Origin of the sequence: Streptacidiphilus neutrinimicus, assembly GCF_000787815.1 — a bacterium.
Lineage (GTDB): Bacteria > Actinomycetota > Actinomycetes > Streptomycetales > Streptomycetaceae > Streptacidiphilus > Streptacidiphilus neutrinimicus.
Genome location: NZ_BBPO01000020.1, coordinates 1 through 23533, shown reverse-complemented (window position 1 = coordinate 23533; position 23533 = coordinate 1). Strand labels below are relative to the sequence as shown.

Here is a 23533-nt window from a genome sequence, read left to right as displayed (position 1 = left end):
GTGCGACAGGATGATCGTCACGTGAACAGCTATCGGATCGGCGAGGCCGCCGCTCTGCTCGGCGTCAGCGCGGACACGATGCGCCGCTGGGTCGACGCGGGTCGGCTCAGTGCGCAGCGGGACGAACACGGTCACCGCATCGTGCCGGGTCCCGAGCTCGCCGCCTTCGCCCGCGAACTCGCGCGGTCGGAGACGGCCGAGGGGGGCCTGCCCTCCTCGGCGCGCAACCGATTCCGCGGCATCGTCACCGAAGTGATCCTCGGGGACGTCGCCGCACAGGTGGAGATCCAGGCGGGGCCGTTCCGCGTGGTCTCACTGATCAGCAGGGAGTCCGCGGAGGAGCTGGGCCTGGAGCCCGGGGTGCCGGCCGTAGCTGTGATCAAGTCGACCAACGTCGTCGTCGAACGGACCTGAGCCGCGGTCCGTCCCGGCCGACGCCGTGCCTTCCGATGAGCCGAAGAACCTTGGCCGAAGAACCTTGGGGGTTCCCCGTATGACCACTCGCTCCGTGCCCGGCCTGCGCCGCACCGCCGTCGCCGCCACCGCCGCGCTCGCCCTGCTCGGGCTCGCCGCCTGCAGCTCCTCGTCCTCCTCTGCCGGCTCCTCCGGCCCCTCGGCCTCGGCCTCTGTCTCCTCCACCGCCTCGGGCGCGGCCGTCAGCGGCAAGGTCACGGTCTTCGCCGCCGCGTCGCTGAAGAAAACCTTCACCGAGCTGGGCAAGGAGTTCGAGGCCGCCCACCCGGGCACCACGGTCATCTTCAACTTCGGCGGCAGCGACACCCTGGCTGCCTCGATCGTCTCCGGCGCCCCCGCCGACGTCTTCGCCGCCGCCAGCACGGCGACCATGCAGACCGTGGTCTCCAAGGGCGACGCCGCGGGTACCCCGGTCGACTTCGCCAAGAACGAGCTGGAGATCGCCGTCGCCCCGGGCAACCCCAAGCACCTGACCACCCTCGCCGGCCTGACCGGCTCGGGCGTCAAGGTGGCGCTGTGCGCGAAGACCGTCCCGTGCGGCGCGGCCGCCGTGAAGGCGCTGGCCGCGAGCGGGGTCAAGCTGAGCCCCGTCACCTTGGAGCAGGACGTCACCTCCGCGCTCAACAAGGTCGAGCTGGGCGAGGTGGACGCCGCGCTCGTCTACAAGACGGACGTCCAGGGCGCTAAGGGCAAGGTCACCGGGGTCGATTTCCCCGAGGCGGCCAAGGCCGTCACGACCTACCCGATCGCCACCGTCAAGGGCAGCGCCAACGCCGCCGCCGCGCGGGCCTTCGCCGCCTTCGTGGCCTCGTCCCAGGGCGAGCAGGTCCTCGCCGCCGCGGGCTTCCAGGCCCCGTGACGCCATGACGGACGAGCACGACGCCGTGACCGGCGACGAGAAGTCGTCGCCGGTCGAGGTGCTCAGCCACGGGCGGCGGTCCCGGTGGTCCCGCGACGCGCGCGGGGGGCGCGTCGCGGGACGCGGCGCGGGAGGCGCGGCGGGCGGTCCCGCGACGACGGGCGGGAGCGGGCGGCCGTGGGCGCTGTTCGTGCCCGCGGTCATCGGCCTCGCCTTCCTGGTGCTGCCCTTCGTGGGCCTGCTCGTCCGCGCGCCCTGGCGCTCCATGCCGGAGCTGCTGAGCGGCGACGTCGTCTGGCCCGCGCTGCGCCTCTCGCTCACCACCGCGACGGCCGCGACCGCCGTCTCGCTCGTGCTCGGCGTGCCGCTCGCCTGGCTGCTGGCCCGCACCGACTTCCCCGGACGGCGGCTCGCCCGCACGCTGGTCACCCTGCCGCTGGTGATGCCGCCGGTCGTCGGCGGCGTCGCGCTGCTGCTGGTGCTCGGGCGCAACGGGATCATCGGACGCTGGCTCGACAGCGCGTTCGGGATCACGCTGCCGTTCACCACGGCCGGGGTCGTCGTCGCCGAGGCCTTCGTCGCCATGCCCTTCCTGGTCCTCAGCGTCGAGGGCGCGCTGCGCAGCGCCGACACCCGCTACGAGGAGGCCGCGTTGACGCTCGGCGCCTCGCGGTTCGAGGTCTTCCGCCGGGTCACCCTGCCGCTGATCGCGCCCGGCGTGGGCGCGGGCGCGGTCCTGGCCTGGGCCCGCGCGCTCGGTGAGTTCGGCGCGACCATCACGTTCGCCGGCAACTTCCCCGGCACCACGCAGACGCTGCCGCTGGCCGTCTACCTCGAACTGCAGGACAGCCCCGACGCCGCGGTCGCCCTCAGCCTGGTGCTCCTCGCCGTCTCCCTCGCGGTGCTCCTCGCCCTGCGCGGCCGCTGGACCACGGGAGCCCAGGCATGACCACACCCCCACCGCACCCCGACCCCGCGCCGACCGCGGACGCGGCCGAGCAGGACGCGGCCGAGCCCGCCACGGCCGAGCCGGACGCGTCCGCGGCGCCGACGGAGGACCGGTCGGGCGGCCGGTCCATGCCCGCGCCCGCGCTGGAGGCCAGGCTGGTCGTCGACCGTGGCGCCTTCTCGCTCGACCTCCCGCTCACCGCCGCCTCCGGGGAGGTCGTCGCGCTGCTCGGGCCGAACGGGGCCGGGAAGACCACCGCGTTGCGGGCCCTCGCCGGGCTGACCCGGCTGACCGGCGGTCACCTGCGCCTGGACGGTGCGCTCCTGGAGGATCCAGCCGCGCGCGTGTGTGTGCCCACCGAACGGCGGCCGGTCGGCGTGGTGTTCCAGGACTACCTGCTCTTTCCGCACATGTCCGCCCTCGACAACGTCGCCTTCGGCCTGCGCGCGCACGGGCAGGCCAAGAGCGAGGCCCGCGCGCTCGCGTACGAGTGGCTCGAGCGCGTCGGCCTCGCCGACCTCGCCCGGTCGCGTCCTCGTGCCCTCTCCGGTGGCCAGGCCCAGCGCGTGGCGCTCGCGCGCGCCCTCGCGCCCCGGCCGCGCCTGCTGCTGCTCGACGAGCCCATGGCCGCGCTCGACGCCCGCACCCGCCTGGAGGTCCGCACGACGCTGCGCCGCCACCTGGCCGCGTTCGAGGCGGTCGCCGTCCTGGTCACCCACGACCCGCTCGACGCCATGGTGCTGGCGGACCGCCTGGTCGTGCTGGAGGACGGCCGGCCCGTGCAGGAGGGCGCGCCCGCTGACATCGCCCGGCACCCGCGCAGCGACTACATCGCCCGCCTGGTCGGGCTCAACCTCTTCCGCGGCACCGCAACCGGCCACGACGTCGCCCTCGACGCGGGGCCGTCCCTCGCCGTCGCGGACGCCGCCGACGGTCCCGTCTTCGCGGCCTTCCCGCCCGCCGCGGTCACGGTCCACCGCGCCCGCCCGGACACCAGCGCGCGCAACCAGTGGCCGGTGACCGTCGTCGGCATGGAACGCCACGGCGACCAGGTCCGCCTCGACCTCTCCGGTCCGCTCCGGCTCACCGCCGACCTCACCCCGGCCGCCGTCGCCGACCTCGGCCTGCACGAGGGCAGCGAAGTGTGGGCCGCCGTCAAGGCCTCCCAGACCCGTGCCTATCCGGCGTAGTCGGGGACCCGCGGATCCCGTCGGGTAGGGTCGGTGGCGTGAACCTCTACTGGCACGCCGTCCTGCCCCCGCTGTGCGCCTGAACGGGCGCATCTCCTGCTGACGGTCTGACCTCGAAGCACACCCCGGCCAAGGCCCGGGTGCCGTGGCGTGCGCCCGTTGCGAACCCGCTTCCCTGAACGGTTCCCGACGACGGAAGTTCACGACTGTGCCGAACCGCACGACGATCTCTTCTTCTTCCTCCTCCCCTGCTCAGGCCCCCGCTGCACCGGTCCACGCGGACCGCCCCGACCTGCTGCGCGGGCCCGCGCCGATCCTTCTCACGTCCGTGCTCTGGGGCACGACCGGGACGGTGGCCTCCTTCGCGCCCGCCGGGGCGTCCCCGGTCGCAGTCGGCGCGGCGGGGTTGGTGCTGGGTGGCTTGCTGCTCCTGCTTTCCAGCCGCGGCGCCCGCACCCTCCCGCGTCACTGCACCCGTGCCGAGCGCCGCCTGCTGGCCCTGGGCGCGATCGCGGTGGTCGGCTATCCGCTCAGCTTCTACCCGGCCGCCGCGCGTTCCGGCGTCGCCGTGTCGACGGTGGTCGCCCTCGGCAGCGCGCCGGTCTTCACCGGTCTGCTGGCCTGGCTGACCGGGCAGACGCGGCCGACCGTGCGCTGGGGCCTTGCCACGGGCGCGGCCGTCCTGGGCTGCGCGTTCCTGGTACTCGGGCCCGACCTCACCGCCGGCGCCGCGCCGGTCGATCTGCTCGGCGTCGCGCTCGCGACCGTCTCCGGGCTGTCCTACGCGGTCTACACCCTCGTCGGCGGCAGGCTCATCGTGCACGGCCACGCCTCGGGAGCCGTGCTCGGCACCATGTTCGGCGGTGCGGCGCTGCTGGTGCTTCCCGTCCTGCTCGGCACCGGCTCCGGGTGGCTCGGGACGCCGCGCGGCGCGGCCGTGGTGCTGCACCTCGCGGTGGTCACCACCTTCCTCGCCTACCGGCTCTTCGGCTACGGCCTGCGGCGCACCAGCGCCCAGGTGGCCACGACCCTCACGCTGGCGGAACCGGCCGTCGCCGCCGTCCTGGGGGTCGCCGTGCTGGGTGAGCGGCTGCCGGCCATCTCCTGGTGCGGCCTCGCGGTGCTGGCCCTCGCGCTCGCGTTCCTCGTCGTCCCGGCGCGGGCGTCCCGCCCGGGGCGCTGACCCCTGGCGCGCGGCGCGGGGGCAGCACCCCGCGGTGCGGGAGCGGGCGCTTCGGGAGCACCCGCGTGGACCGGCGCGCCGCCACGTGCCGGTCCACCTCGCGTCCCAGGATGGACCGCAGACGAACCGAGCGGTGATGCGGATCCCACGGAGGGGCGCGGCACATGTGTGTGCGGGAACGACTGCGGGAGCGGCAGCCGTCAACGGAGTGGAACGGGCTGCGGGCGCGCCGGACGCGACCGGGCGCGCCCCGGACTCGGCTGGTGACCGGAGCCGCCGTCGTGTTGGCTGCCGCGCTGCTGGCGGCCTGCGGGAGCGGGAGCACCGCTGCGTCCGGCACGCCCGCGTCCGGGAGCCCGGGGATCTCCGGGGTTTCTGGGGCGGCCGTGGCCGCCTCGCCCGGCGGAAGGGGCGCCGGCGCCGCGCCCAGCACCTCCGGCGAGGCGGTCGTCCGCGCCCTGCCCTCGCCCTCGGCGTGGAAACAGGAGCGGCTCACCCGGGCCGTCTCCGCCCACGGCGGGAAGACGGCGACGGCTCCCGCCAACCAGATCACCGCGCGGGTCGGCGCGATCTTCGCGCACAGCGGCGCCGGTGACCACTTCTGCACCGGCAGCGTGGTGCAGAGCCAGGGCCAGAGCATGGTGGTGACCGCCGCGCACTGCGTCCACGGCGGCAAGGGCGGGAACTACAACACCGACATCGTCTTCGTACCCGGCTACCGCGACGGCGCCGAGCCGCAGGGCGAGTGGCCGATCCGCAGCATCGTGGTCGACCAGCGCTGGATCGACTCCAGCGACCCCGACCTGGACGTGGCCTTCCTGGTGCTCGGCAGCGTCGACGGGAAGACCATCGCCTCCGTGCTCGGCGGCAACAAGCTGGGCGTCAACGCCGGCTTCGGGCGCACGGTCGCGCTGACGGGCTACCCGGCCAACGCGGGCGAGCCGATCGCCTGCTTCAACACCACGACGCAGCAGAGCACCTACCAGATGAAGATCTCCTGCCCCGCCTTCCCCGGAGGCACCAGCGGCAGCCCGTGGCTCACCGGCTTCGACCGCGCCACCCGCACCGGCACGGTCATCGGCGTCATCGGCGGCTACCAGCAGGGCGGGGACACCCCCGACGTCTCGTACAGCCCGTACTTCGACGACGACGTGCTCGCCCTCTACAACCGGGCGGTCGCGGAGGGCGGTTGATCCGGAGCGGGGCTGATCCGGGAGGGGTCGGTTCGGTAACGGTTGCTCCGGGCGGCGGGGGCGCCCAGCCGGTTCAGCGCGCGGAGCGGCGCGCGTACACCTCGATCTCGATCTTCATCCGCTCGTCGGCCAGGCCGCAGACCATCATGGTCGCGGCCGGCCGCACCTCGCCGAAGCAGCGGCGCAGGACGGGCCAGCAGGGCTCGAAGTCGGCCCGCTCGGGCAGGAGATAGCGCACCCGCACGACGTCCGCGAAGGTGCAGCCCGCCTCGGCCAGCGCGGCGCCGATGTTGCGCAGGCACTGCTCGGCCTGCTCCACGACGTCGTCGGAGATGGTCATCGCGGTGTAGTCGAAGCCGGTCGTGCCCGAGACGTGCACCCAGTCGCCGTCGACGACCGCGCGGGCGTAGCCGATCTGCTCCTCGAAGGTCGAGCCGCTGAGGATCGGACGTCGCTCCCTGATGGTCCCTGTCATGATCCGAACGCTAGGCGAGCTGGGGTGATACGTCCAATACTCCTTGCGGCAGTACCTGATATCTGTAGGCGTATGCAGCGTCCCGAACTTCCGCTCCCGCAGCTGCACGCCTTCGTCGTGCTCGCCGAGGAACTCCACTTCGGCCGCGCCGCGGCCCGCTTGGGCATCGCCCAACCGCCGCTCAGCCAGCAGATCCGCCGCCTGGAGGAGAAGGTCGGCCATCCGCTGTTCCACCGCGATCCGGGAGGCGTCACGCTCACCCCGGCCGGGCGCGAGCTGCTCCCCGCCGCTCAGCGGGCGCTCGCCGAGCTCGCCGACGGCCTCGCCGCGGCCCGCAGCGTCGGCGGCGGCGAGGCCGGGCGGCTCCGGATCGGTTTCGCCGCGTCGCTCGCCCTCACCGTCCTGCCCGGCCTGCTGCGCGCCTACCGGGAGCGGTTCCCCGACGTGCGGCTGGACATCCGTGAGATGACCAGCTCCCCGCAGCTGTCCGCGCTGCGCGAGGGCGGCATCGACGTCGGCCTGCTGCGTGAACCGCCGGACGAAGAGCCGGAGTTCGGCTTCCATGTGGTCCTTCGTGAGCCCTTCGTGGCGGTGCTGCCGAGCGGGCACCCGCTCGCGGCCCACCGCACGGTCCCCCTCGCACGGTTGGCGGACGCGCCCTTCGTGCTGCTGCCCCGGGCGGTGGGGCCGCAGCTGCACGACCAGATCGTCGGGCTGTGCGAGCAGGCGGGCTTCACCCCGCGGATCGTCCAGCGCGCCGTCGAGTGGCAGACCCTGTGCGCGCTCGTCCAGGCCGGGCTCGGCGTGACCCTCGCCCCGGCGAGCATCCGCCGCATCCGCCTCGACGGCGTCGTCCACCGCGGCATCGCCCCAGGGGACGCGCGCACCCGCGTCGCCGTCGCCTGGCGCCGCGACGACCGCAATCCGCTGGTCGCCAACTTCCTCTCGGCCGTGAGTGATCCAGAATGATCGCATGGTCACGCTCGAGACCCCCCGTTTGATTCTGCGTCGCTGGCGCGAGGAAGACGTCGCGCCCATGGCCGCCGTCCACGCCGATCCCGAAGTCATGCGCTGGATCCGCGACGGCAGCGTCCGCGACGAGGAGCAGACGCGCCGCGGGATCCACGCCTGGGAGAGCGAGTGGGAGTCGCAGGGCTTCGGCCTGTTCGCCGTGGAGATCCGGTCCACCGGCGAACTGGCGGGGTTCACCGGCTTCTCGGTGCCCACCTTCCTCCCGGAGCTCCTGCCGGCCGTCGAGGTCGGCTGGCGGCTGGGACGCCCCTACTGGGGCCAGGGCCTCGCCACCGAGGCCGCCACGGCCGCGCTCCGCTTCGGCTTCGACGAGCGGGGGCTCGACCGGGTCCTCAGCATCGCCCAGGTGGGCAACGACGCCTCCGAACGGATCATGACCAAACTGGGCATGCACCCGGTCCGTGAGACCGTCAACCCCACCTGCGGTCGCCGCGTGCGAGTCTTCGAGCTCCTCGCGGATCGGCGCTGAGGCCTGCCTGACGAGCTTCTGGCGGCGTGCGTGGCGGCACCCGCGACTCGCCGGTGTCGCCGCCGCACCCGGCTCTCGCCGGGCGGCGGCGATCACGGCTCGACTCGCGCCTCAGAGCCCCAGCAGCCTGCGGGACTCCTCGCGCATCTCGACCTTGCGGACCTTGCCCGTGACGGTCATCGGGAAGGCGTCCACCAGGTGGACGTAGCGCGGGATCTTGTAGTGGGCGAGCTTGCCGGAGCAGAACTCGCGCAGCTGGTCGGCCGTCAGTTCCGCTGCGCCCGGGCGGAGTTTGACCCATGCCATCAGCTCCTCGCCGTAGCGCTCGTCGGGGACGCCGATCACCTGGACGTCCTCGACGTCCGGGTGGGTGTAGAGGAACTCCTCCACCTCGCGCGGGTAGACGTTCTCGCCGCCGCGGATCACCATGTCCTTGATCCGGCCCACGATCGAGACGTAGCCGTCCGCCGCCATCTCGGCCAGGTCCCCGGTGTGCATCCAGCCGTCCGTGTCCACGGCCTCCGCGGTGCGCTCCGGCTCGTTCCAGTAACCGATCATCACCGAGTACCCGCGGGTGCACAGTTCGCCCGGCGCGCCGACCGGGACCGTCGCCCCGGACTCGGGATCGACGACCTTGACCTCGACGTGCGGGTGCACCCGGCCCACCGTCGAGACCCGGTGTTCCAGCGAGTCGTCGGGGCGGGTCTGGGTGGAGACGGGGGAGGTCTCGGTCATGCCGTAGGCGATGGTCACCTCCGTCATGCCCATCTCGGCCATCACCCGCTTCATCACCTCCGCCGGGCAGGGGGAGCCGGCCATCACGCCGGTGCGCAGCGTGGACAGGTCCCAGCGGTCCGGATGGGCCTCCAGCTGGGCGAGTTCGGCGATGAACATGGTCGGCACACCGTAGAGCACGGTGCAGCGCTCCGCAGCGACGGCGTCCAGCGCGTCCACGGGGTCGAACAGCGGGCCGGGCACGACGATGCACGAACCGTGCGAGGTGGCGCCCAGGTTGGCCATCACCATGCCGAAGCAGTGGTAGAACGGCACCGGTACGCAGACCCGGTCCTGCTCGGTCCAGGCCTGCACCTCCGCCACCTGGAAGCCGTTGCCGAGGATGTTGCGGTGCGAGAGCGTCGCGCCCTTGGGACGGCCGGTCGTCCCGGAGGTGTACTGGATGTTGGCCGCGTCGTCCGGCGACAGACCCGCCTCGCGCTCGCGCAGTGCGGACAGCGGGACGTCGGCGCCGCCCTCGACCAGCGCGTCCCAGTCCGGCGTGCCGATGAACACCACCCGCTGCAGCTCCGGGCACTCGTCGCGGACCGCCTGCACCAGCGCGACGTAGTCGCTGGTCTTCACGCGCGTGGCCGAGACGAGCAGCTTGGTCCCGGACTGCTGCAGCGCGTAGGCGATCTCGTGCCGACGGTAGGCGGGGTTGAGGTTGACCAGGATCGCCCCGGCCCGCGCGGCCGCGTATTGGGTCACCACCCACTCCGCGCAGTTCGGCGACCAGATGCCCACGCGGTCGCCGACCTCGATGCCGGCGGCGAGCAGCCCCCGGGCCAGATCGTCCACGGCGGCGTCGAACTCGGCGTAGGTCCAGCGGCGGCCGGTGGCGCGTTCCACCAGCGCGTCGTTGCCGGGGAACGCGCGGGCGGTCCGGGCGAGGTCGGCGCTCACGGTGGCATCGGGCAGCGCCGGAGCGGACGCGCCGCGGCGGTGGGAGAGACCCGGATCGAGCTCGACGGACATGGGCGAGGGCTCCCTGTTCACGACGGGGTTTGATGGCTCGGAGCCTAGGGGAGTGGTGGGTTGGTGTCGACGGTTCCGCACCGGAAGCGGACGCGTCGGTTCGTGATCAAGAAATGCGGAATGTGTGCGTATTCGTTGAAGGAATGCGCGTACATGCCAGAGGCATTTGCGCCATGATGGGTCCACGAACCCTCGCCCTCTTTTTGGAGCCGTCGACGTGGGACGTCACGCCAACGAACCACTGCCGCCTCCGGCAGTGACGCGCACCCATCTGCGGGTGCTCTCCACCCTCCTCGCCAGACACGCGGCGGAACTGCCCGACGAACGTCTGATCGACGCGTCCGCGCAGGACGCGGTGCGGCTGCTGGCCTGGTCCACCTCGGCCGCGGCGCTCGCGGCGGCTGCTTTGGCGGAAACCGATCCCCAGCAGGCCGTCCGCTACCGCAACCAGGTCCGCGACACGCTCGCGGAGGCCCACGCACTCGCCTGGTATCCGGGCAGCGGCAATTCCTGATCCGGAGTTCGCGGGGGTCGCGGAGTTCACGGGATTCGCGGGTTTCGCGAGGTTTGCGGAGTTCACGGAAGATCCCCGGAGTTCACCCCGACCGGTGCCCGGCCGCCGCTTTCGCAAAGACGCCTCGTAACGCGTCGTGCGTTCAACCCCGTGCGTCCTGGGCCACGGCCTGACGGTAGAGATCGCCGACGCGGTCGCCGAAGTACGAGCTGTACGAGATGTCGTCCGTGTAGCCGCCGGTCTCGAAGCCGCCGATCACCCCGATGACCGTTCCCTCGTCGTGGGTCGGGCCGCCCTGGCCCGGGATCAGCCAGGGGCTGCCGCTCGTGCCGTCGCTGTACCCCGTGCAGTCGATCCGCATCTGCGTCGCGCTGAAGCGGTCGACCAGGTCCGAGCAGGTGATCGGCAGATCCGTGGAGCCCGGGTAGCCCGTGAGGGTGACGACGTGGTCGAAGCCCTCGTCGACGGCGAGGCGGTTGGCGCCCAGCGTCTGTTCCACGGTGCGTCCGTTCACGGGCGCGACCAGGGCGAAGGCGACGTCGACGTCGGGGTCGCCGCCAGCGGTCCAGGCGGGGTCCTCGAAGGTGCGGGTGATCGGCCAGACGCCGTGCGGGGCCGCACCGTCGCGGTAGCCGGGGATGAAGACCTTGTCGCCGTCGTCGCCGCTGAGGCAGTGCGCGGCGGTGACGATCATGTTGCCCTCGGGGCTGTCGACCACGCTCGCCGTGCAGTAGTGGGTGCCGCCGACTCCGCCGGTGAAGACCGCGCCGACTCGGTCGCTGACGCGGTCGGCGGAGGCGGTCCGGGAGGTGCCCAGCTCCCCGGAGGGGGAGGCGGCGCCGGTCGCGCCGGCCAGCGCCAGGGCCACCAGCCAGGCCACGGCCGCGACCGTGGGACGCCGGCGCGGGGCCGGGGACTCGGCATCGTCGAGCGGGGCGGCGGGAGGAGCGCCGCCGGTGTCGACGTCCTTTGCGGGGTGCTTGGCGGGGATCAGCGGGACCTCGCAGTGCGATGGGGAGGTTGGGCACATGCTGCCCTGATGTCGCCGCTGGTCACAAGGCGCACCGGCGGGAATTTAGGAGACGGCTTGACATGTGACCTTATGGTCACCTATTTTCGGGAGTGTGGACGAGGTCTTCAAGGCCCTGGCCGATCCCACCCGGCGCGCCCTCCTCGACGCGCTGTATGAGCGGGACGGACAGACGCTGAGTGCGTTGGAAGCACGGTTCGAGACGAGTCGCTTCGCTGTGATGAAGCACCTCAAGCAATTGGAAGAGGCCGGCCTGGTCGTCACCCGACGCCAGGGCCGGGAGAAGCTGCACTTCCTGAACCCCGTCCCGATCCGGTTGGTCCACGACCGTTGGGTCAGCAAGTACGCCGAGCCCTGGGCGGCTGCGCTCAGCGGCCTCAAGCGCGATCTGGAGTCCACCATGGAGAAGGTCTTCGAGATCTACATCCGCACCACCCCGGAGCGGCTCTGGGAGGCGATCACGGATCCCGCGATCCGCGCCAAGTACAACTTCGGCGCGGGCATGATCGGGGAGCTCGAGCCCGGGGCGCCGTTCGCGATGTCCGCCCCCGGCGCGCCCACGCCGCTCGGCGAGGGCGTCACTCTGGAGGTCGATCCACCGCGTCGGCTGGTGCAGAGCATGAGGGCGCTGTGGAGCGACGAGGTCAAGGCGGAGGGCACGTCCAGGGTCACCTGGGAGATCGAGCCGGTCGGCGATTCCTGCCGGCTCACCGTCACCCACGACCAGCTCCGGGAGGGTGCCAACGACCAGCTGTACGGCGGCTGGCCGATGATACTGTCGGGACTGAAGACCTGGCTCGAGACGGGCGAGTTGCTGACCACCCCTGGCTCACTGATGTACGGTCACGGCTGACGGGCGTCCCCCGTCCGCCCACGGCCTCCGTGGCCCTTGTGGCCCCCGTGGTCCGTGCGGCTCACGGGGCTTTCGACCCTTGCGGGACTTTTTCCTCTTGGAGGAACGGCCGCGGCCGGGGAGGCTGGAGAGGTACAGGGCCCTGCCGAGGAACGGGCCGCTCCCCGGATAGGAGGGACGATCCCCTTCCGTGACCGCACACTCCACCGCACCTGCCGTGCTCACCGTCGACGCCGTCCTCTTCGACAATGACGGCACGCTGATCGACTCGGTGGGCTCGGTCCGTCGCTCCTGGGCCCGCTGGGCCGAGGAGGTCGGTCTGGCTCAGGAGCGGCTCGACGAGGTGGGCTACCTCGGCCGACGCGTCCACGAGGTGATCGGCGAGCTCCTTCCCGAGCCGCAGGTGGCAGCAGCCGCCGCACGGGTCCAGCAGTTGGAGCTGGCCGACGCCCCGAACAGCAGGCTGCTCCCGGGCGTCGAGGAACTGCTCTCGTCCCTGCCCAGAGACCGCTGGGCGGTGGTCACCGCCGCGACCCGGACGCTGGCCCTGCGCCGCTTCTCGACGCTCGGCCTGACCGTGCCGATGCTGGTCGGCGCCGAGGACGTCCGCCGCGGCCACCCCGACCCGGAGGCCTTCCTGGCCGCGGCGGACCGCCTGGGCGTGGAGCCGGCCCGCTGCCTGGTCGTCGAGGACGCCCCGGCGGGCCTCGCCGCGGGCCGCGCCGCCGGCATGCGCACCCTCGCCCTCGCGACCAGCCACGACCCCGCCGACCTGGAGGCGGACGTCATGATCGCCGACCTCTCCCAGGTCCGCCCGCTGGTCGAACGCGACGGCTCGCTGGCGCTGCTGGTCGGCTGACGCCCCGACCGCCTCGCGCCGGGCCGGGTGTCGCCGGGGCCGCGGCCGCAGCAAGGCCTGACGTCGGATCAGCCGAGCGCGGCCAGATGTGCCTTGTAGCCGGCGCCGAAGCCGGTCGGCGTCCCGTCGTAGGAGCTGATCAGGGCCGGGCCGCTGGAGCAGTCCCAGGTGTTCCAGGTCCAGGCGAGGTAGGAGGCGCCGATGCTGTCGAGCCAGGGCAGCAGCGAGTCGAGGTAGCCGTGGGCGCAGTCGTTCTCGCCCAGCTCGCCGGTGACCAGCGGCACCTTGGCCGCCACCGGCGCGATCTGCGCGTTCCAGCACGAGCTGGATCCGCAGGCGTTGAAGTTGTACGAGTGCCAGGACACCGCGACGTTGCCGGTCGGGTCGGTGGGCTCGTACGCCAGCCATTGGGTGAGGTCGTTGGAGTAGGCGAGTCCGCCCAGCATGACCACGTTGGTCGCGCCGGTGCCGCGCACGGCGTTGTCGAGGGACTGCATGCCCGCGACGGAGTAGCCGATGCCCGGGCAGGTGCCCCCGTCGCGCCAGCAGGTCCAGCCGCTCGTCTCACTGCCCGTCGCCCGGTCCGGGTAGGGCTCGTTGAACAGGTCGAAGACGACGGCGTTGTCGCCCTTGAACGTCGAGGCGACCGAGGTCCAGAACGGCACCGCGCCCGCCGCGTCCGGCATGGGCTTCTGGCAGACCGCCGTCGCGCCGGAGCAGCCGGAGGAGTTGCCGGTGTAGACGCCGTCGGTCCAGTGCAGGTCCAGGATGACGTTCAGGCCGTTCTGCTCCAGCAGGGCGACGTAGGCCTTGATCGCGGTGATGTAGTTGGACCCGGCGTAGGCGGGGTTGACGCCGTCGGTGCCGAGCCAGCAGTCCTCGTTGAGCGGCACCCGCACGGCGTTGATGTGCCAGGAGGTCATCGCCGAGACGGACGTCTGGTCCGAAGGCCCGTCGAAGATGCCGGTGTTCTGCACGCAGGCGAACTCGGTGCCGGAGCGGTCGACGCCGTGCAGGGTGACGGTGCGTCCGTTCGCGTCGATCAGGTGGTTGCCGGACACGTGCAGGGCCGGCGCGGCCCCCGGGGAGCCGGTCGGGCTCGAACTCGCGGACGGGCTCGGCGAAGGGCTCGGTGAGGTGCTCGGCGACGGGGTCGGGCTGGAGCTCGGCGAGGCGCCGCCGCCGCAGGCGACGCCGTTGACGGTGAAAGCCGTGGGCGCCCTGTTCACGCCCGAGTAGCCGAAGTTTGCGTCCGTCGTGTACGAGGCGCCGGGTGCGATCGTGGTGGCCCAACTGGGCGCGGTCACCGTGACGGCGCTGCCCGACTGGCTCCAGGTGCCGTTCCAGCCGGACTGGAGCGTCTGGTTGCCGCTGTAGGCATAGCCCAGGGTCCAGGAGGTCAGCGGGGCGGTTCCAGTGTCCGTGACGGTGATCGCGGCGGTGAAGCCGGTGCCCCAGTCGTTGCTGACGGTGTAAGCGACGCTGCAGGCCGCCGGGGCGGCGGCGGCCGCGGACGTCGGCGTCGCGGCGGTCGCGGTGAGCGGGACGACGGCGGCGGTGAAGCCGCCGAGCGCGGCGGCGACGGCCGCCACTTGGGTGCGCGGGCGTATGGCGCGAAGTCGCATGGAAGGCACGCTCCTTGACGGTGGTGGTTCCTTCGGGAGGAGTGCTCCCCGCGCTGCCCGGGCGCCACCGTAGCGGAGCCGGCGACGCGCCGACAGCCCCGCAAGCGGACTCGGATGGAATTTTCCTGAACACCGACAAGACACTTGACGCCGCGTCAGTGACTGCCAACGATTGGGAGCGCTCCCAACAGCTGCCCCAGCCCCCAGGTGCGCCCCTGCTCGCCAGGCGGGCGCCCTGTACGGGAATCCCCCTCCAGATCTGGGATCGCTCCCAGGCACAGAAAGGCAACCACCGTGGCGCATCCACCCCTGCGCAGACGCCGTCGGATCGCGGCCGTGGCCGCGACGCTGGGCATGGCCTGGCTGGTCGTCCCGCTCGCCACCGCACCCGCCGCCCATGCCGCCGTGACCCACCTGGCCAACCCGTTCGTCGGAGCCACCCCCTACCTCAACCCGGACTACGTGGGCGAGGTCAGCGCCCAGGCCGGCGCGGACGGCGGCACGCTCGGCGCGGCCGAGAGCAAGGTCGCCGGCTACCAGACCGCGATCTGGATGGACCACATCGGCGCGATCGCCGGCGACAGCACCCACCGGGGCCTGCAGGCCCAGCTCGACAACGCCGTGGCCGAGGGCGACAACCTGTTCGAGGTCGTCATCTACGACCTGCCGGGACGCGACTGCGCCGCGCTCGCCTCCAACGGCGAGATCCCGGCGACCTCGGCGGGTCTCACCGAGTACGAGTCCCAGTACATCGACCCGATCGCCGCGATCCTGGGCAACAGCAAGTACAGCAACATCCGCATCGCGGCGATCATCGAGCCGGACTCGCTGCCGAACGCCGTCACCAACCAGAGCAAGACCGCCTGCGCGACGGCCACGCCCTACTACGAGACCGGCGTCGAGTACGCGCTCAACAAGCTGCACGCGATCCCGAACGTCTACGACTACCTGGACATCGGCCACTCCGGCTGGCTCGGCTGGTCCAGCAACATGACGCCCGCCGCGCAGGAGTTCGCCAAGGTCGCCAAGGCCACGGCGGCCGGGGTCGCCAGTGTCGACGGCTTCATCAGCGACACCGCCAACACCACGCCGGTCGACGAGCCGTTCCTGCCCAACTCCACCCTCCAGGTGGGCGGCCAGCCGCTCGACTCGGCCAAGTTCTACCAGTGGAACCCCGAGTTCGACGAGCACCACTACGACGAGGACATGCACGCCGCGCTGGTCGCCCAGGGCTTCCCGAGCAGCGTCGGCATGATCGTCGACACCTCGCGCAACGGCTGGGGCGGCTCCGCCCGGCCCACCGCGCTCAACTCGACGCCCACCACCGTCGACGCCTACGTGGCCGCCAACAAGGTCGACCAGCGTCCGTTCCGCGGCGACTGGTGCAACGTCAACGGCGCGGGCATCGGCGCGCGGCCACAGGCGCAGCCCTACGGGAGCAGCGACCCGATCATCGCCTTCGTCTGGGTCAAGCCGCCGGGCGAGTCCGACGGCGACTACCCGACCGCCACCCACGCCCACGGTGACCCGCACTGCGACCCCAGCGGCACCCAGACCGACGGCAACGGCGGCACCTACCCGACCGACGCCATCCCCGGCTACGACATCCCGGCCGGCCAGTGGTTCGCCGCCCAGTTCCAGCAGCTGGTGACGAACGCCTTCCCGAGCCTGGGCGCCTCCTCCGGCGGGGGCGACACCACCCCGCCCAGCACACCGACCGGACTGACCGTCACCGGCACCACCAGCAGCAGTGTCACGCTGTCCTGGACGGCCTCCACGGACAACGTGGGCGTCACCGCCTACAGCGTGTACCGGGGCGGCACCAAGGTCGCCACGGTGCCCAGCGGCACCAGCTACACGGACACCGGGCTGACGGCGTCGACCGCATACAGCTACACCGTCACCGCCCAGGACGCCGCGGGCAACGTCTCAGCGGCCTCGGCGGCCGTCACCGCCACGACGTCGGCCTCCGGCGGCGGGGGTACGGGCGGCGGGAGCGGCTGCACCGCCACCTACACCGTGAGCAGCGACTGGGGCAGCGGCTTCAACGCCAACGTCACCGTCACCAACACCGGAACGGCCGCGACCACGGGCTGGAAGGTCACCTGGACGTTCGGCGGCAACCAGGCGGTCTCGAACATGTGGAACGCCGCCTACACCCAGAGCGGTTCGAGCGTGACCGCCGCCAACATGTCCTACAACGGCGCGATAGCGGCCGGAGGCAACACCAGCTTCGGCTTCGGGGCGACGTACAGCGGCAGCAACGCCGTGCCGACGCTCACCTGCACGGCCTCCTGAGCGTCAGGAGCGCGCGGACGACGGGACCTGCCACCTCTGTGGCGGGTCCCGTGGTCGGTCCGGCCCGCTCCGGCGATGGCGGGGCGACGGTGACGGGGCGGCACTGGACGACTCTCGCGCCGTCGCCCTGGCCACGCGGCGACTGCGGCTCGGCGCACTCGTCACGCGGGCGTCCCCTACCGGCGCCAGGCCATGCCGGCGAAGATGGCCGCGACCGTGGACGTGCTCTCCGCCGGCCGCCTGGAACTCGGCGTCGGCGTCGGCTGGAACGCGGAGGAGTCCCGCGCCTACGGGGTCGAACTGGGCACGCCCCCGGCGACCGCCGCGACGGCGGCCGCGTTCGCCGCCGAGGGCGCGCGGCTCGCGATCGTGTACCTGACCGCGCTCTGCACGCCCGCCGTTCTCGAACCGCCGGCCGAGGCGCTCGCCCAGATACCCGACCCGGGGCCGACGGTGGACGACGCGTGCTCGGCACGGCCGCGGGGCCGAGAAGGCCGACGAGGCTTCAAGAATCAAACGCCGCACGGGCCCTTGACGGCTTCTTGCGTTCCTGGCTCCATATTGGGAGCGCTCCCAGTTGGACGGGCCATGACGAGAACTCAAGGAGTCGGATCCGTGACCGCCAAGCCGACGCTCGCCGAGGTCGCCCTGCGGGCGGGGGTGTCCACCGCGACCGCGTCCCGCGCGCTCAGCCGGTCGGCCCGGGTCAGCGGCGCGGCGCGCCGGGCGGTCGAGCAGGCCGTCGCGGACCTCGGCTACGTCCGGCACCGCGCCCCGCGTGCGGGGGCCAGGGACACCGGCGCGGTGGCGGTCGTGGTCTGCGAGGACATGCTCCACTACCAGTCCGACCTGTTCTATCCGCGCCTGCTCGTCGCGATCGAGCGCGCCCTGGTGCCGCAGCAGCGCGAGTTGCTGGTGCTGACGGCGCTGTGGCACTCCCGCCCCTCCCTGCTGCGCTTCCTGGGCGGCGGCCACGTCGACGGCGTGGTCCTGGTCGGCCTGCGCGGGGACGACACCCTGCCGCGGCTGCTGCGGGCCGCCGACGTCCCCGTCGTCTCGATGGGCCGCCCGCCCGGTGGCGCGGAGATCCCGTTCGTCGACGCCGACAACGTCGGCGGAGCCGCAGGTGCGGTCCGCTACCTGCAGAGGCGCGGCCGCCGCCGCATCGCCACCATCGCCGGCCCCGCGGACATGTCCGTCGGCGTCGACCGCCTCACCGGCTACCGCCGCGCGGTGCGGCTCGCGGGCGCGGCACGCGAGATCGTGGCCCACGGCGACTTCACCGTCGCCTCCGGCGAGGCCGCGATGCTGCGTCTGCTCGACAGGTGTCCCGGCCTGGACGCTGTCTTCGCCGCGTCCGACCCGATGGCCGCCGGCGCGCTGCGCGCCCTGGCGCGCCTGGGCGTCCGCGTGCCGGACGACATCGCACTGATCGGCTTCGACGACGACGCGCTCGCCCTCCGCACGACGCCCCGCCTGACGACGGTGCGGCAGCCGGTGGAGGAGATGGGCGCACGTGTCGTGTCCGAGCTGGTGGGCGGCGGAGCGGTGGCAGGGCCCGTGGTGATGGGCACCCGGCTGGTGGTGCGCCAGTCGGCCTGAGCCGACGGTCCGTCTTGGCCGCGGGCGTCGGATCCGGCTCAGCGGGGGAGCAGGCCGCGCACGTAGGCGGACTGGCCGGCGTGCTGCAGGGCGTCGGAGACGACGCTGATCAGCCGGACCGCCGCGGTGACCGGCGGAACCCAGTTGGAGTCGACGACCCGGTCCAGATGGTGGATGCCGGGTCCGGCGAGGAAGGCGGCCGTCTGGTCCTGCACGTCGTCGTGGTAGCCGAGCAACCGCTCCGCGTCGATGCCGCTGAGCGACGCGACCTGCCGCGAGCTGTGGCCGTAGCCGGTGGCGCCGGGCCCGAAGGGCAGGTCGAAGCGCTCGTGCCAGCCGAGCTCGGTCCAGGCCTGCGGCTGGTCGGCGAGGTCGCTGATGTGGTCGTCCTGGATACGGGTGAGGTGCCAGACGAGCCAGCCGATCGAGTTGCCGCCCGGTTCGGGCCGGAACGCCAGCTGGTCGGGCGTCAGATCGGTGACCGTGTCGTGGACGACCTCCCTGATCCGGCCGAAGGCGTCGGTGAGCAGCTCGGTGGCGATGGTCATGACGGCTCACTCCTCGTCGCGCGCGCTCCGTGTGCGTAGCACGACCCTAGCCGCAGGGCGCCACTCCGGCTCGGGACGCACCGACGGACGCGCCGCGTCGGGCGTCGCCCGCAGATGCACGGCGGCGAGGACCACGCACAGCCCCGCCGTCGCCGACCACAGCGCCGTCGTCCCCGCGCGGGCGAGCAGTTGGGTGCCGAGCAGCGGTGCGAGCGTCGCGGCGACGCCCCAGCTGGTGCCGAAGACCGCGAGATACCGGCCGCTGCCTCCGGGGGGCGCCAGGTCGGTGACGAGTGCGTAGGCGCGGCCCATGACCAGCAGGTCACCGAGGCTCCAGACCGCCGCGGAGACGAGCAGGGCCGGCAGTGCGTGCAGGAGTGCATACCCGAGCAGCCCTGCGGCGAGCAGCAGATGGGCGAGCGCGAGCGCGGTCGGCGTCGAGAGCCGCGTCACCCCCCGCAGCCGGACCAGTGGCTGCGCGAGCACGGTGGTGGCCGCCGCGGCGGTGAACAGCAGCCCGGCGTCGGCGGCCGGCCTCCCCTGCCGGGCGAGCGCGAGCGGCAGCGACATCACGGTCTGCTGGTTGATCAGGGCGTAGGCGGTGCCGGTGCACAGGATGCTCACCAGCGCCCGGTCGCGCAGCGGCCGGACGGGCGGGGACGTCGGCGCGGCGGCAGCGGGCTCCGCTCTGCCTCGCCGCCCAACGGCGGGACGGTCGCGGGGGAGCACCAGCCTGACCAGCAGCGCGCAGGCGAGGCAGGTGAGGGCGTCGACGACGAACAGCCAGCGCAGGTCCCAGCGGCCGAGCACCGCGGCGAGCAGCCCCGCGCCCATGGCGCCGGCCGCGAGCGCGGCGCTGAACAGGCTGAACGCCCGCACCCGCTGCGCCGGGGCCACGGACTCGCCGATGATCGCCTGGCTCGGCGGTTCGTAGAGCTCGTAGGCGAGCCCGAGCAGCACCGCGCCCGCCACCGCCCAGGCGAGCGAGCCCGAGGCGGCGATGGCGAGCTGCGACACCGCACATCCGCAGAGGCCGAGCAGGATCGTCGTGCGCCGGCCGAGGCGGTCGGCGAGGCGTCCCCCGGTCAGCCGGGAGGGGATGGTCGCCAGGCCGAAGGCGGCCGTGACCAGTCCGGCGGTGGTGAGGCTCGCGCCGTGGTCGGCGCAGATCATCGCGGTCAGGAACGGCAGCGAGAAGGCACCGAGGCGGTTGACGACGCGTGCGAGCAGCAGCAGGCGGACGGTGCGGGGGAGCGCTTCGGATCGCCTCACGGCCGGGGCCCCCTCGCGTCACTGGTGAATCGACTATGGTCAGTGATGAACCGGTGGCTTCACCGTAGGCGGACGAAAGGTAACTGGCCAAGTGCTGTTCGACAGTCACATGCGGACGCTGCTCGAGGCCTCGGTCGCGCTGGTCAACGCGCTGACCGACGGTGAGGCGCGCGGGCGCGGATACCTCGCCCCGGAGGGCGCCGAGCGCGTCGGCGCGGTTCGCGCGCTCCTCAACGCCGACGCCGATCTCGGTCCTGCTGCCGCCGACCACCTGGCCGCCACCGCGCGCTCGCTGCGGACCGTCTTCGAAGCCGTGGCGGACGAGCGCCTCGACGAGGCCGCGCACGCGCTCAACGCCCTGCTCCGGGAGAGCGGCGCACGGCCTCAGCTCGACCGTGTCGCGGGCGAGCCGTGGCAGGTCCACTTCCACGGCGCGGACGACTCCTACGCCGTCGGGTGGAGCGCGGGCTGCGCCACCGGCCTCGCCATGGCCATCGGCGGCGACTACGCCGGCCGCCTCGGTGTCTGCGCGGCCCCCCGGTGCGACCGCGTCTACGTGGACCTCTCCCGCAACGCGGGTCGCCAGTTCTGCTCGACGGCCTGCCAGAACCGGGTCAAGGCCGCGGCGTTCCGCGCCCGGCGCACGGGAGAAGAGATCTGAGGGACGGCGACCCGCCGTCTCGCACACGGATTCGCGGCAGCAGAATCACGACACGGTTTTCGTGTAATGGTTGACACCTGCGCCCAGTACGGGCGAGTCTTGAGCTGCTTCCCCGAACGCAGGCCGCCGATCGCGGCCCCGATTCCGCCCGTAGGAGTTGGCGCTGTGACCCGGAACGAACTCGACGCGCTGGCCGCTCGGCTGCGCGCGCACCCTGGCGGGGTGCCCCGTGCGGTCGAGCAGGCCCTGCGGGCGCTGGACGGCTACCTCGCCCTCGCCGAGGCGAACCCGGAGCACGAGGGCCTGCGCCAGGAGCGCCCCCGCGCCCTGGACCTGTGGACGGCACTGCACGACGCGGCCGCCGCCGTGACGACGGCGGCGTGACGCCGGTGGCGTGACGAGCCTTCACCGCGTGGTCGCGGCGGCGCTGCGGGCTTCGGCGCTGGTCCACGGCCCAGCGGCGGACGGGGTGCCCTCGGCGGCTCAGGAACGACGGCTGACGGCCCCTCAGGCCGCCGAGCCGCCCGAGACGGTCTCGGCCTCGGGCTCGCTGTCCCCCGCGGGCGCGGTCTGCACCCCGCCGCGCAGGCCCAGCACGGCGACGAGCGCGCTGAGCGCCATCAGTCCGGCCATGATGTAGAGGACGTACTGGACGCCCTGGGCGAAGTCGTACCGGACGAAGTGCGGGATGGCCGCCGCCGAGCCCCCGCCGGAACCGCCGGAACCGCCGGAACCGGCCGAGCCGCCGCCGCTGAACGCTCCGTGGGTCGACGCCTCCGCCGCGGCGTTCGCCGCCGCCCGGGACATGTGCTGGTCGTTGACGAGGGAGTCGGCGATCCGGGCCTGGAACACCGAGATCATCACGGTGCCCAGCACGGCGAAGCTCAGGCTCGAGGCGTAGTTGCGCACGGTCTGGGTGATGCCGGTGGCCTCGCCGTAGGAGACGCTGGAGGCACGGTTGACGGCATCCGTGTTGGACGGGCCGACCATCATGCCCATGCCCGCGCCGGAGACGATGATCGCCCAGGTGAGCTGGTTGAGGTCGAGCGAGGTCACCTTGCTCGCCCACAGGTAGAAGCCCACCGCCGCGATCACCGAGCCGATGACGACCGGGCGCTTGGCGCCGAACTTGTCCAGCATCCGTCCGCCGATCTGGGCGGTCACGACGAAGCCGATGAAGAAGTAGAGCAGCGTGATGCCGGACTTCTGGGTGTTCTGCCCGAGCGACACGGCCGCGTACTCGCTCGCGAAGAAGAACATCGGCAGGAAGACGGCCATCGCGATGGCCAGGATCACGCACTGCACCAGGAACGCCCGGTCGCCGAAGATCGCCACGTCGATCAGCGGAGCGGACCGCCCGCGCTCGTAACGGTAGAAGACGACCAGCAGCGCCGCGCCCATCGCGATGGAGAGCCCGATGAGCGGGTTGTGCCAGCCCCAGACGTGCGACTGCTGGAAGCCGAAGACGCTGAGCGCGACGCCGGCGGCGATCAGCACCACGCCGACCCAGTCGATCGGGGCCGGGCGGAACTGCGTCTTCGGGCGCGCGACCGCGATCAGCAGGAGCGCGACGAGGGCCACCGGGATGTTGACCCAGAAGATGCCGCGCCAGGTCCACTCCGTCAGGTAGCCGCCCAGCACCGGGCCGACCGCGGTCAGACCGCCGGCGATCCCGAAGAAGAGAGCGAGCGCGCGACCGCGCGACCTCAGGTCGTAGGTGTTGACCACGATCGCGAGCGCGGCCGGGTACATCAGCGCGCCGCCGAGCCCCTGCACCGCGCGGAAAACGATGATCCACGCCTGCGCGGCCGAGCCGTGCGGCGTCAGGCCGCACAGCCCCGAGGCGCCGGCGAAGACGATGACGCCGATCACCACCATCCGGGTGTGCCCGAGCGTGTCGGACAGGCGCCCGCCGAGCGCGAAGAAGGCGGCCAGTGCCAGCAGGTAGGCGTTGACCGCCCACTGCACGCCGGTCCCGCTCAGGTTCAGCTCGCTCTGGATCTTGGGCGCGGCGATCGAGACGATGGTCTGGTCGATGAAGGTCATCGCTACGGCGCAGATCATCGCCGCGAGGACGAGACCCTTGCGCCCGCCTGCGGACGACCCCGCGTCAGATGTCAGGCCCGTACTGGCACTCATGCCGGTTTTCCCCCTGGATATGTCGTTCGGCGCGCAGACCCTAGCACTGGAGGGTTGCCCGCTGGGAGGCGACGGATCACCCGGCGCCCCTGGCGTGCCGTGCCGGCTGACAGGTGCCGCCTCGGCGAGACTTGGGGCATGAGCCCCGCAGCCCGCCACAACCCGCGTGTCCGCCGCGTCTACGACGCGCCGGAGCCGGACGACGGCGCGCGTGTGCTGGTCGACCGCCTCTGGCCGCGCGGCCTGTCCAAGGAGGCGGCGGAGCTGGACGACTGGCCCAAGGCGCTGACCCCGTCGCCCGAGCTGCGCCGCTGGTACCACGCCACCGACGAGGGCGACGCGGCCTTCGCCGAGTTCCGCGAGCGCTACCTCGCGGAACTCGCGGAACCCGAGCAGTCGGACGCGCTCGACGCGCTGCGTGAGAAGGTCGCGTCCGGCCCGGTCACCCTCCTGACGGCTTCCAAGCACCCGGAACGCAGCCACGCCGCGGTCCTCGTGGAACGCCTGCACTGAGCAGCCCGCAGCTACCGCGGGCACGCCCCGCCCCCCGCGGCAC

General features: G+C 72.8%; 23 protein-coding genes. 16 read left to right on the top strand and 7 right to left on the bottom strand.

The window, feature by feature from the left end; translation table 11 throughout:
- Positions 1-21 precede the first annotated feature (21 nt).
- The 6 genes from TR48_RS15280 to TR48_RS15255 all read left to right on the top strand — a co-directional run bounded on the left by TR48_RS15280 (position 22) and on the right by TR48_RS15255 (position 5848).
- Positions 22-414, top strand: a complete 393-nt coding sequence (locus TR48_RS15280) for a TOBE domain-containing protein (protein WP_042367227.1) — start codon at positions 22-24, stop codon at positions 412-414.
- Positions 415-493: 79 nt separating this feature from the next.
- Positions 494-1333, top strand: a complete 840-nt coding sequence (gene modA / locus TR48_RS15275; protein WP_042367225.1) for a molybdate ABC transporter substrate-binding protein — start codon at positions 494-496, stop codon at positions 1331-1333.
- Between the two features lie 4 nt (positions 1334-1337).
- Positions 1338-2282, top strand: a complete 945-nt coding sequence (locus TR48_RS15270; RefSeq protein ID WP_084729443.1) for an ABC transporter permease — start codon at positions 1338-1340, stop codon at positions 2280-2282.
- Positions 2283-2410: 128 nt separating this feature from the next.
- Complete coding sequence (locus tag TR48_RS15265) at positions 2411-3472, top strand: ABC transporter ATP-binding protein (RefSeq protein ID WP_042367359.1); 1062 nt, start codon at positions 2411-2413, stop codon at positions 3470-3472.
- 208 nt (positions 3473-3680) lie between these two features.
- Positions 3681-4655 carry a DMT family transporter gene (locus TR48_RS15260; protein ID WP_084729439.1) on the top strand — a complete coding sequence of 325 codons (975 nt, stop codon included), beginning with the start codon at positions 3681-3683 and terminating at the stop codon, positions 4653-4655.
- A 263-nt stretch (positions 4656-4918) separates the two neighbouring features.
- Positions 4919-5848: a trypsin-like serine peptidase gene (locus TR48_RS15255; protein ID WP_042367223.1), complete on the top strand. Its 930-nt coding sequence runs from the start codon at positions 4919-4921 to the stop codon at positions 5846-5848.
- Between the two features lie 73 nt (positions 5849-5921).
- Here the strand turns inward: TR48_RS15255 and TR48_RS15250 are convergent, their stop codons facing one another.
- Positions 5922-6311, bottom strand: a complete 390-nt coding sequence (locus tag TR48_RS15250) for a RidA family protein (protein WP_042367357.1) — start codon at positions 6309-6311, stop codon at positions 5922-5924.
- An 84-nt stretch (positions 6312-6395) separates the two neighbouring features.
- On the opposite strand from TR48_RS15250, the gene TR48_RS15245 reads away from it, so the two are divergent.
- Positions 6396-7292, top strand: a complete 897-nt coding sequence (locus TR48_RS15245; RefSeq protein WP_042367221.1) for a LysR family transcriptional regulator — start codon at positions 6396-6398, stop codon at positions 7290-7292.
- A 4-nt stretch (positions 7293-7296) separates the two neighbouring features.
- Entirely contained in the window at positions 7297-7824 is a 528-nt protein-coding gene (locus TR48_RS15240) for a GNAT family N-acetyltransferase (protein WP_084729435.1), read from the top strand.
- A gap of 111 nt (positions 7825-7935) precedes the next feature.
- Here the strand turns inward: TR48_RS15240 and TR48_RS15235 are convergent, their stop codons facing one another.
- Positions 7936-9576, bottom strand: a complete 1641-nt coding sequence (locus TR48_RS15235) for an AMP-binding protein (RefSeq protein WP_042367219.1) — start codon at positions 9574-9576, stop codon at positions 7936-7938.
- A 256-nt stretch (positions 9577-9832) separates the two neighbouring features.
- Here TR48_RS15235 and TR48_RS15230 point away from each other — a divergent pair, with 256 nt between their 5' ends.
- The gene (locus TR48_RS15230) at positions 9833-10090 is read left to right on the top strand and encodes a hypothetical protein (RefSeq protein WP_042367217.1); all 258 of its coding nucleotides are present in this window, start codon (positions 9833-9835) and stop codon (positions 10088-10090) included.
- A 142-nt stretch (positions 10091-10232) separates the two neighbouring features.
- Here the strand turns inward: TR48_RS15230 and TR48_RS15225 are convergent, their stop codons facing one another.
- Positions 10233-11120: a trypsin-like serine peptidase gene (locus tag TR48_RS15225; protein WP_052442687.1), complete on the bottom strand. Its 888-nt coding sequence runs from the start codon at positions 11118-11120 to the stop codon at positions 10233-10235.
- A gap of 94 nt (positions 11121-11214) precedes the next feature.
- On the opposite strand from TR48_RS15225, the gene TR48_RS15220 reads away from it, so the two are divergent.
- Both TR48_RS15220 and TR48_RS15215 read left to right on the top strand, forming a co-directional pair.
- Positions 11215-11973, top strand: coding sequence for an ArsR/SmtB family transcription factor (locus TR48_RS15220; protein ID WP_042367215.1), 759 nt, complete (start codon positions 11215-11217; stop codon positions 11971-11973).
- A gap of 190 nt (positions 11974-12163) precedes the next feature.
- The gene (locus tag TR48_RS15215) at positions 12164-12832 is read left to right on the top strand and encodes an HAD-IA family hydrolase (RefSeq protein ID WP_236652159.1); all 669 of its coding nucleotides are present in this window, start codon (positions 12164-12166) and stop codon (positions 12830-12832) included.
- 68 nt (positions 12833-12900) lie between these two features.
- Here TR48_RS15215 and TR48_RS15210 read toward each other — a convergent pair whose 3' ends face one another.
- Complete coding sequence (locus TR48_RS15210; RefSeq protein WP_042367213.1) at positions 12901-14457, bottom strand: cellulase family glycosylhydrolase; 1557 nt, start codon at positions 14455-14457, stop codon at positions 12901-12903.
- 294 nt (positions 14458-14751) lie between these two features.
- On the opposite strand from TR48_RS15210, the gene TR48_RS46350 reads away from it, so the two are divergent.
- The gene (locus tag TR48_RS46350; protein WP_042367211.1) at positions 14752-16755 is read left to right on the top strand and encodes a glycoside hydrolase family 6 protein; all 2004 of its coding nucleotides are present in this window, start codon (positions 14752-14754) and stop codon (positions 16753-16755) included.
- 192 nt (positions 16756-16947) lie between these two features.
- Positions 16948-18357 (top strand): LacI family DNA-binding transcriptional regulator, encoded by a 1410-nt coding sequence (locus TR48_RS15200; RefSeq protein WP_152627985.1) that lies wholly within the window; start codon positions 16948-16950, stop codon positions 18355-18357.
- Between the two features lie 38 nt (positions 18358-18395).
- Here TR48_RS15200 and TR48_RS15195 read toward each other — a convergent pair whose 3' ends face one another.
- Both TR48_RS15195 and TR48_RS15190 read right to left on the bottom strand, forming a co-directional pair.
- On the bottom strand, positions 18396-18905 hold the full coding sequence (locus TR48_RS15195; protein WP_042367209.1) for a mycothiol transferase: 510 nt from the start codon (positions 18903-18905) through the stop codon (positions 18396-18398).
- 6 nt (positions 18906-18911) lie between these two features.
- The gene (locus tag TR48_RS15190; protein WP_042367207.1) at positions 18912-20177 is read right to left on the bottom strand and encodes an MFS transporter; all 1266 of its coding nucleotides are present in this window, start codon (positions 20175-20177) and stop codon (positions 18912-18914) included.
- A 91-nt stretch (positions 20178-20268) separates the two neighbouring features.
- Between TR48_RS15190 and TR48_RS15185 the strand changes: the two genes are divergently transcribed.
- Positions 20269-20838: a CGNR zinc finger domain-containing protein gene (locus tag TR48_RS15185; RefSeq protein ID WP_236652158.1), complete on the top strand. Its 570-nt coding sequence runs from the start codon at positions 20269-20271 to the stop codon at positions 20836-20838.
- Positions 20839-21003: 165 nt separating this feature from the next.
- Complete coding sequence (locus TR48_RS15180; protein ID WP_042367206.1) at positions 21004-21222, top strand: hypothetical protein; 219 nt, start codon at positions 21004-21006, stop codon at positions 21220-21222.
- A 123-nt stretch (positions 21223-21345) separates the two neighbouring features.
- On the opposite strand, the gene TR48_RS15175 is transcribed toward TR48_RS15180, so the two are convergent.
- A complete protein-coding gene (locus TR48_RS15175) occupies positions 21346-22977 on the bottom strand; it encodes an MFS transporter (protein ID WP_042367204.1) in 1632 nt (543 codons plus the stop codon).
- Positions 22978-23115: 138 nt separating this feature from the next.
- Between TR48_RS15175 and TR48_RS15170 the strand changes: the two genes are divergently transcribed.
- Complete coding sequence (locus tag TR48_RS15170; RefSeq protein ID WP_042367202.1) at positions 23116-23490, top strand: DUF488 domain-containing protein; 375 nt, start codon at positions 23116-23118, stop codon at positions 23488-23490.
- Positions 23491-23533: the final 43 nt, after the last annotated feature.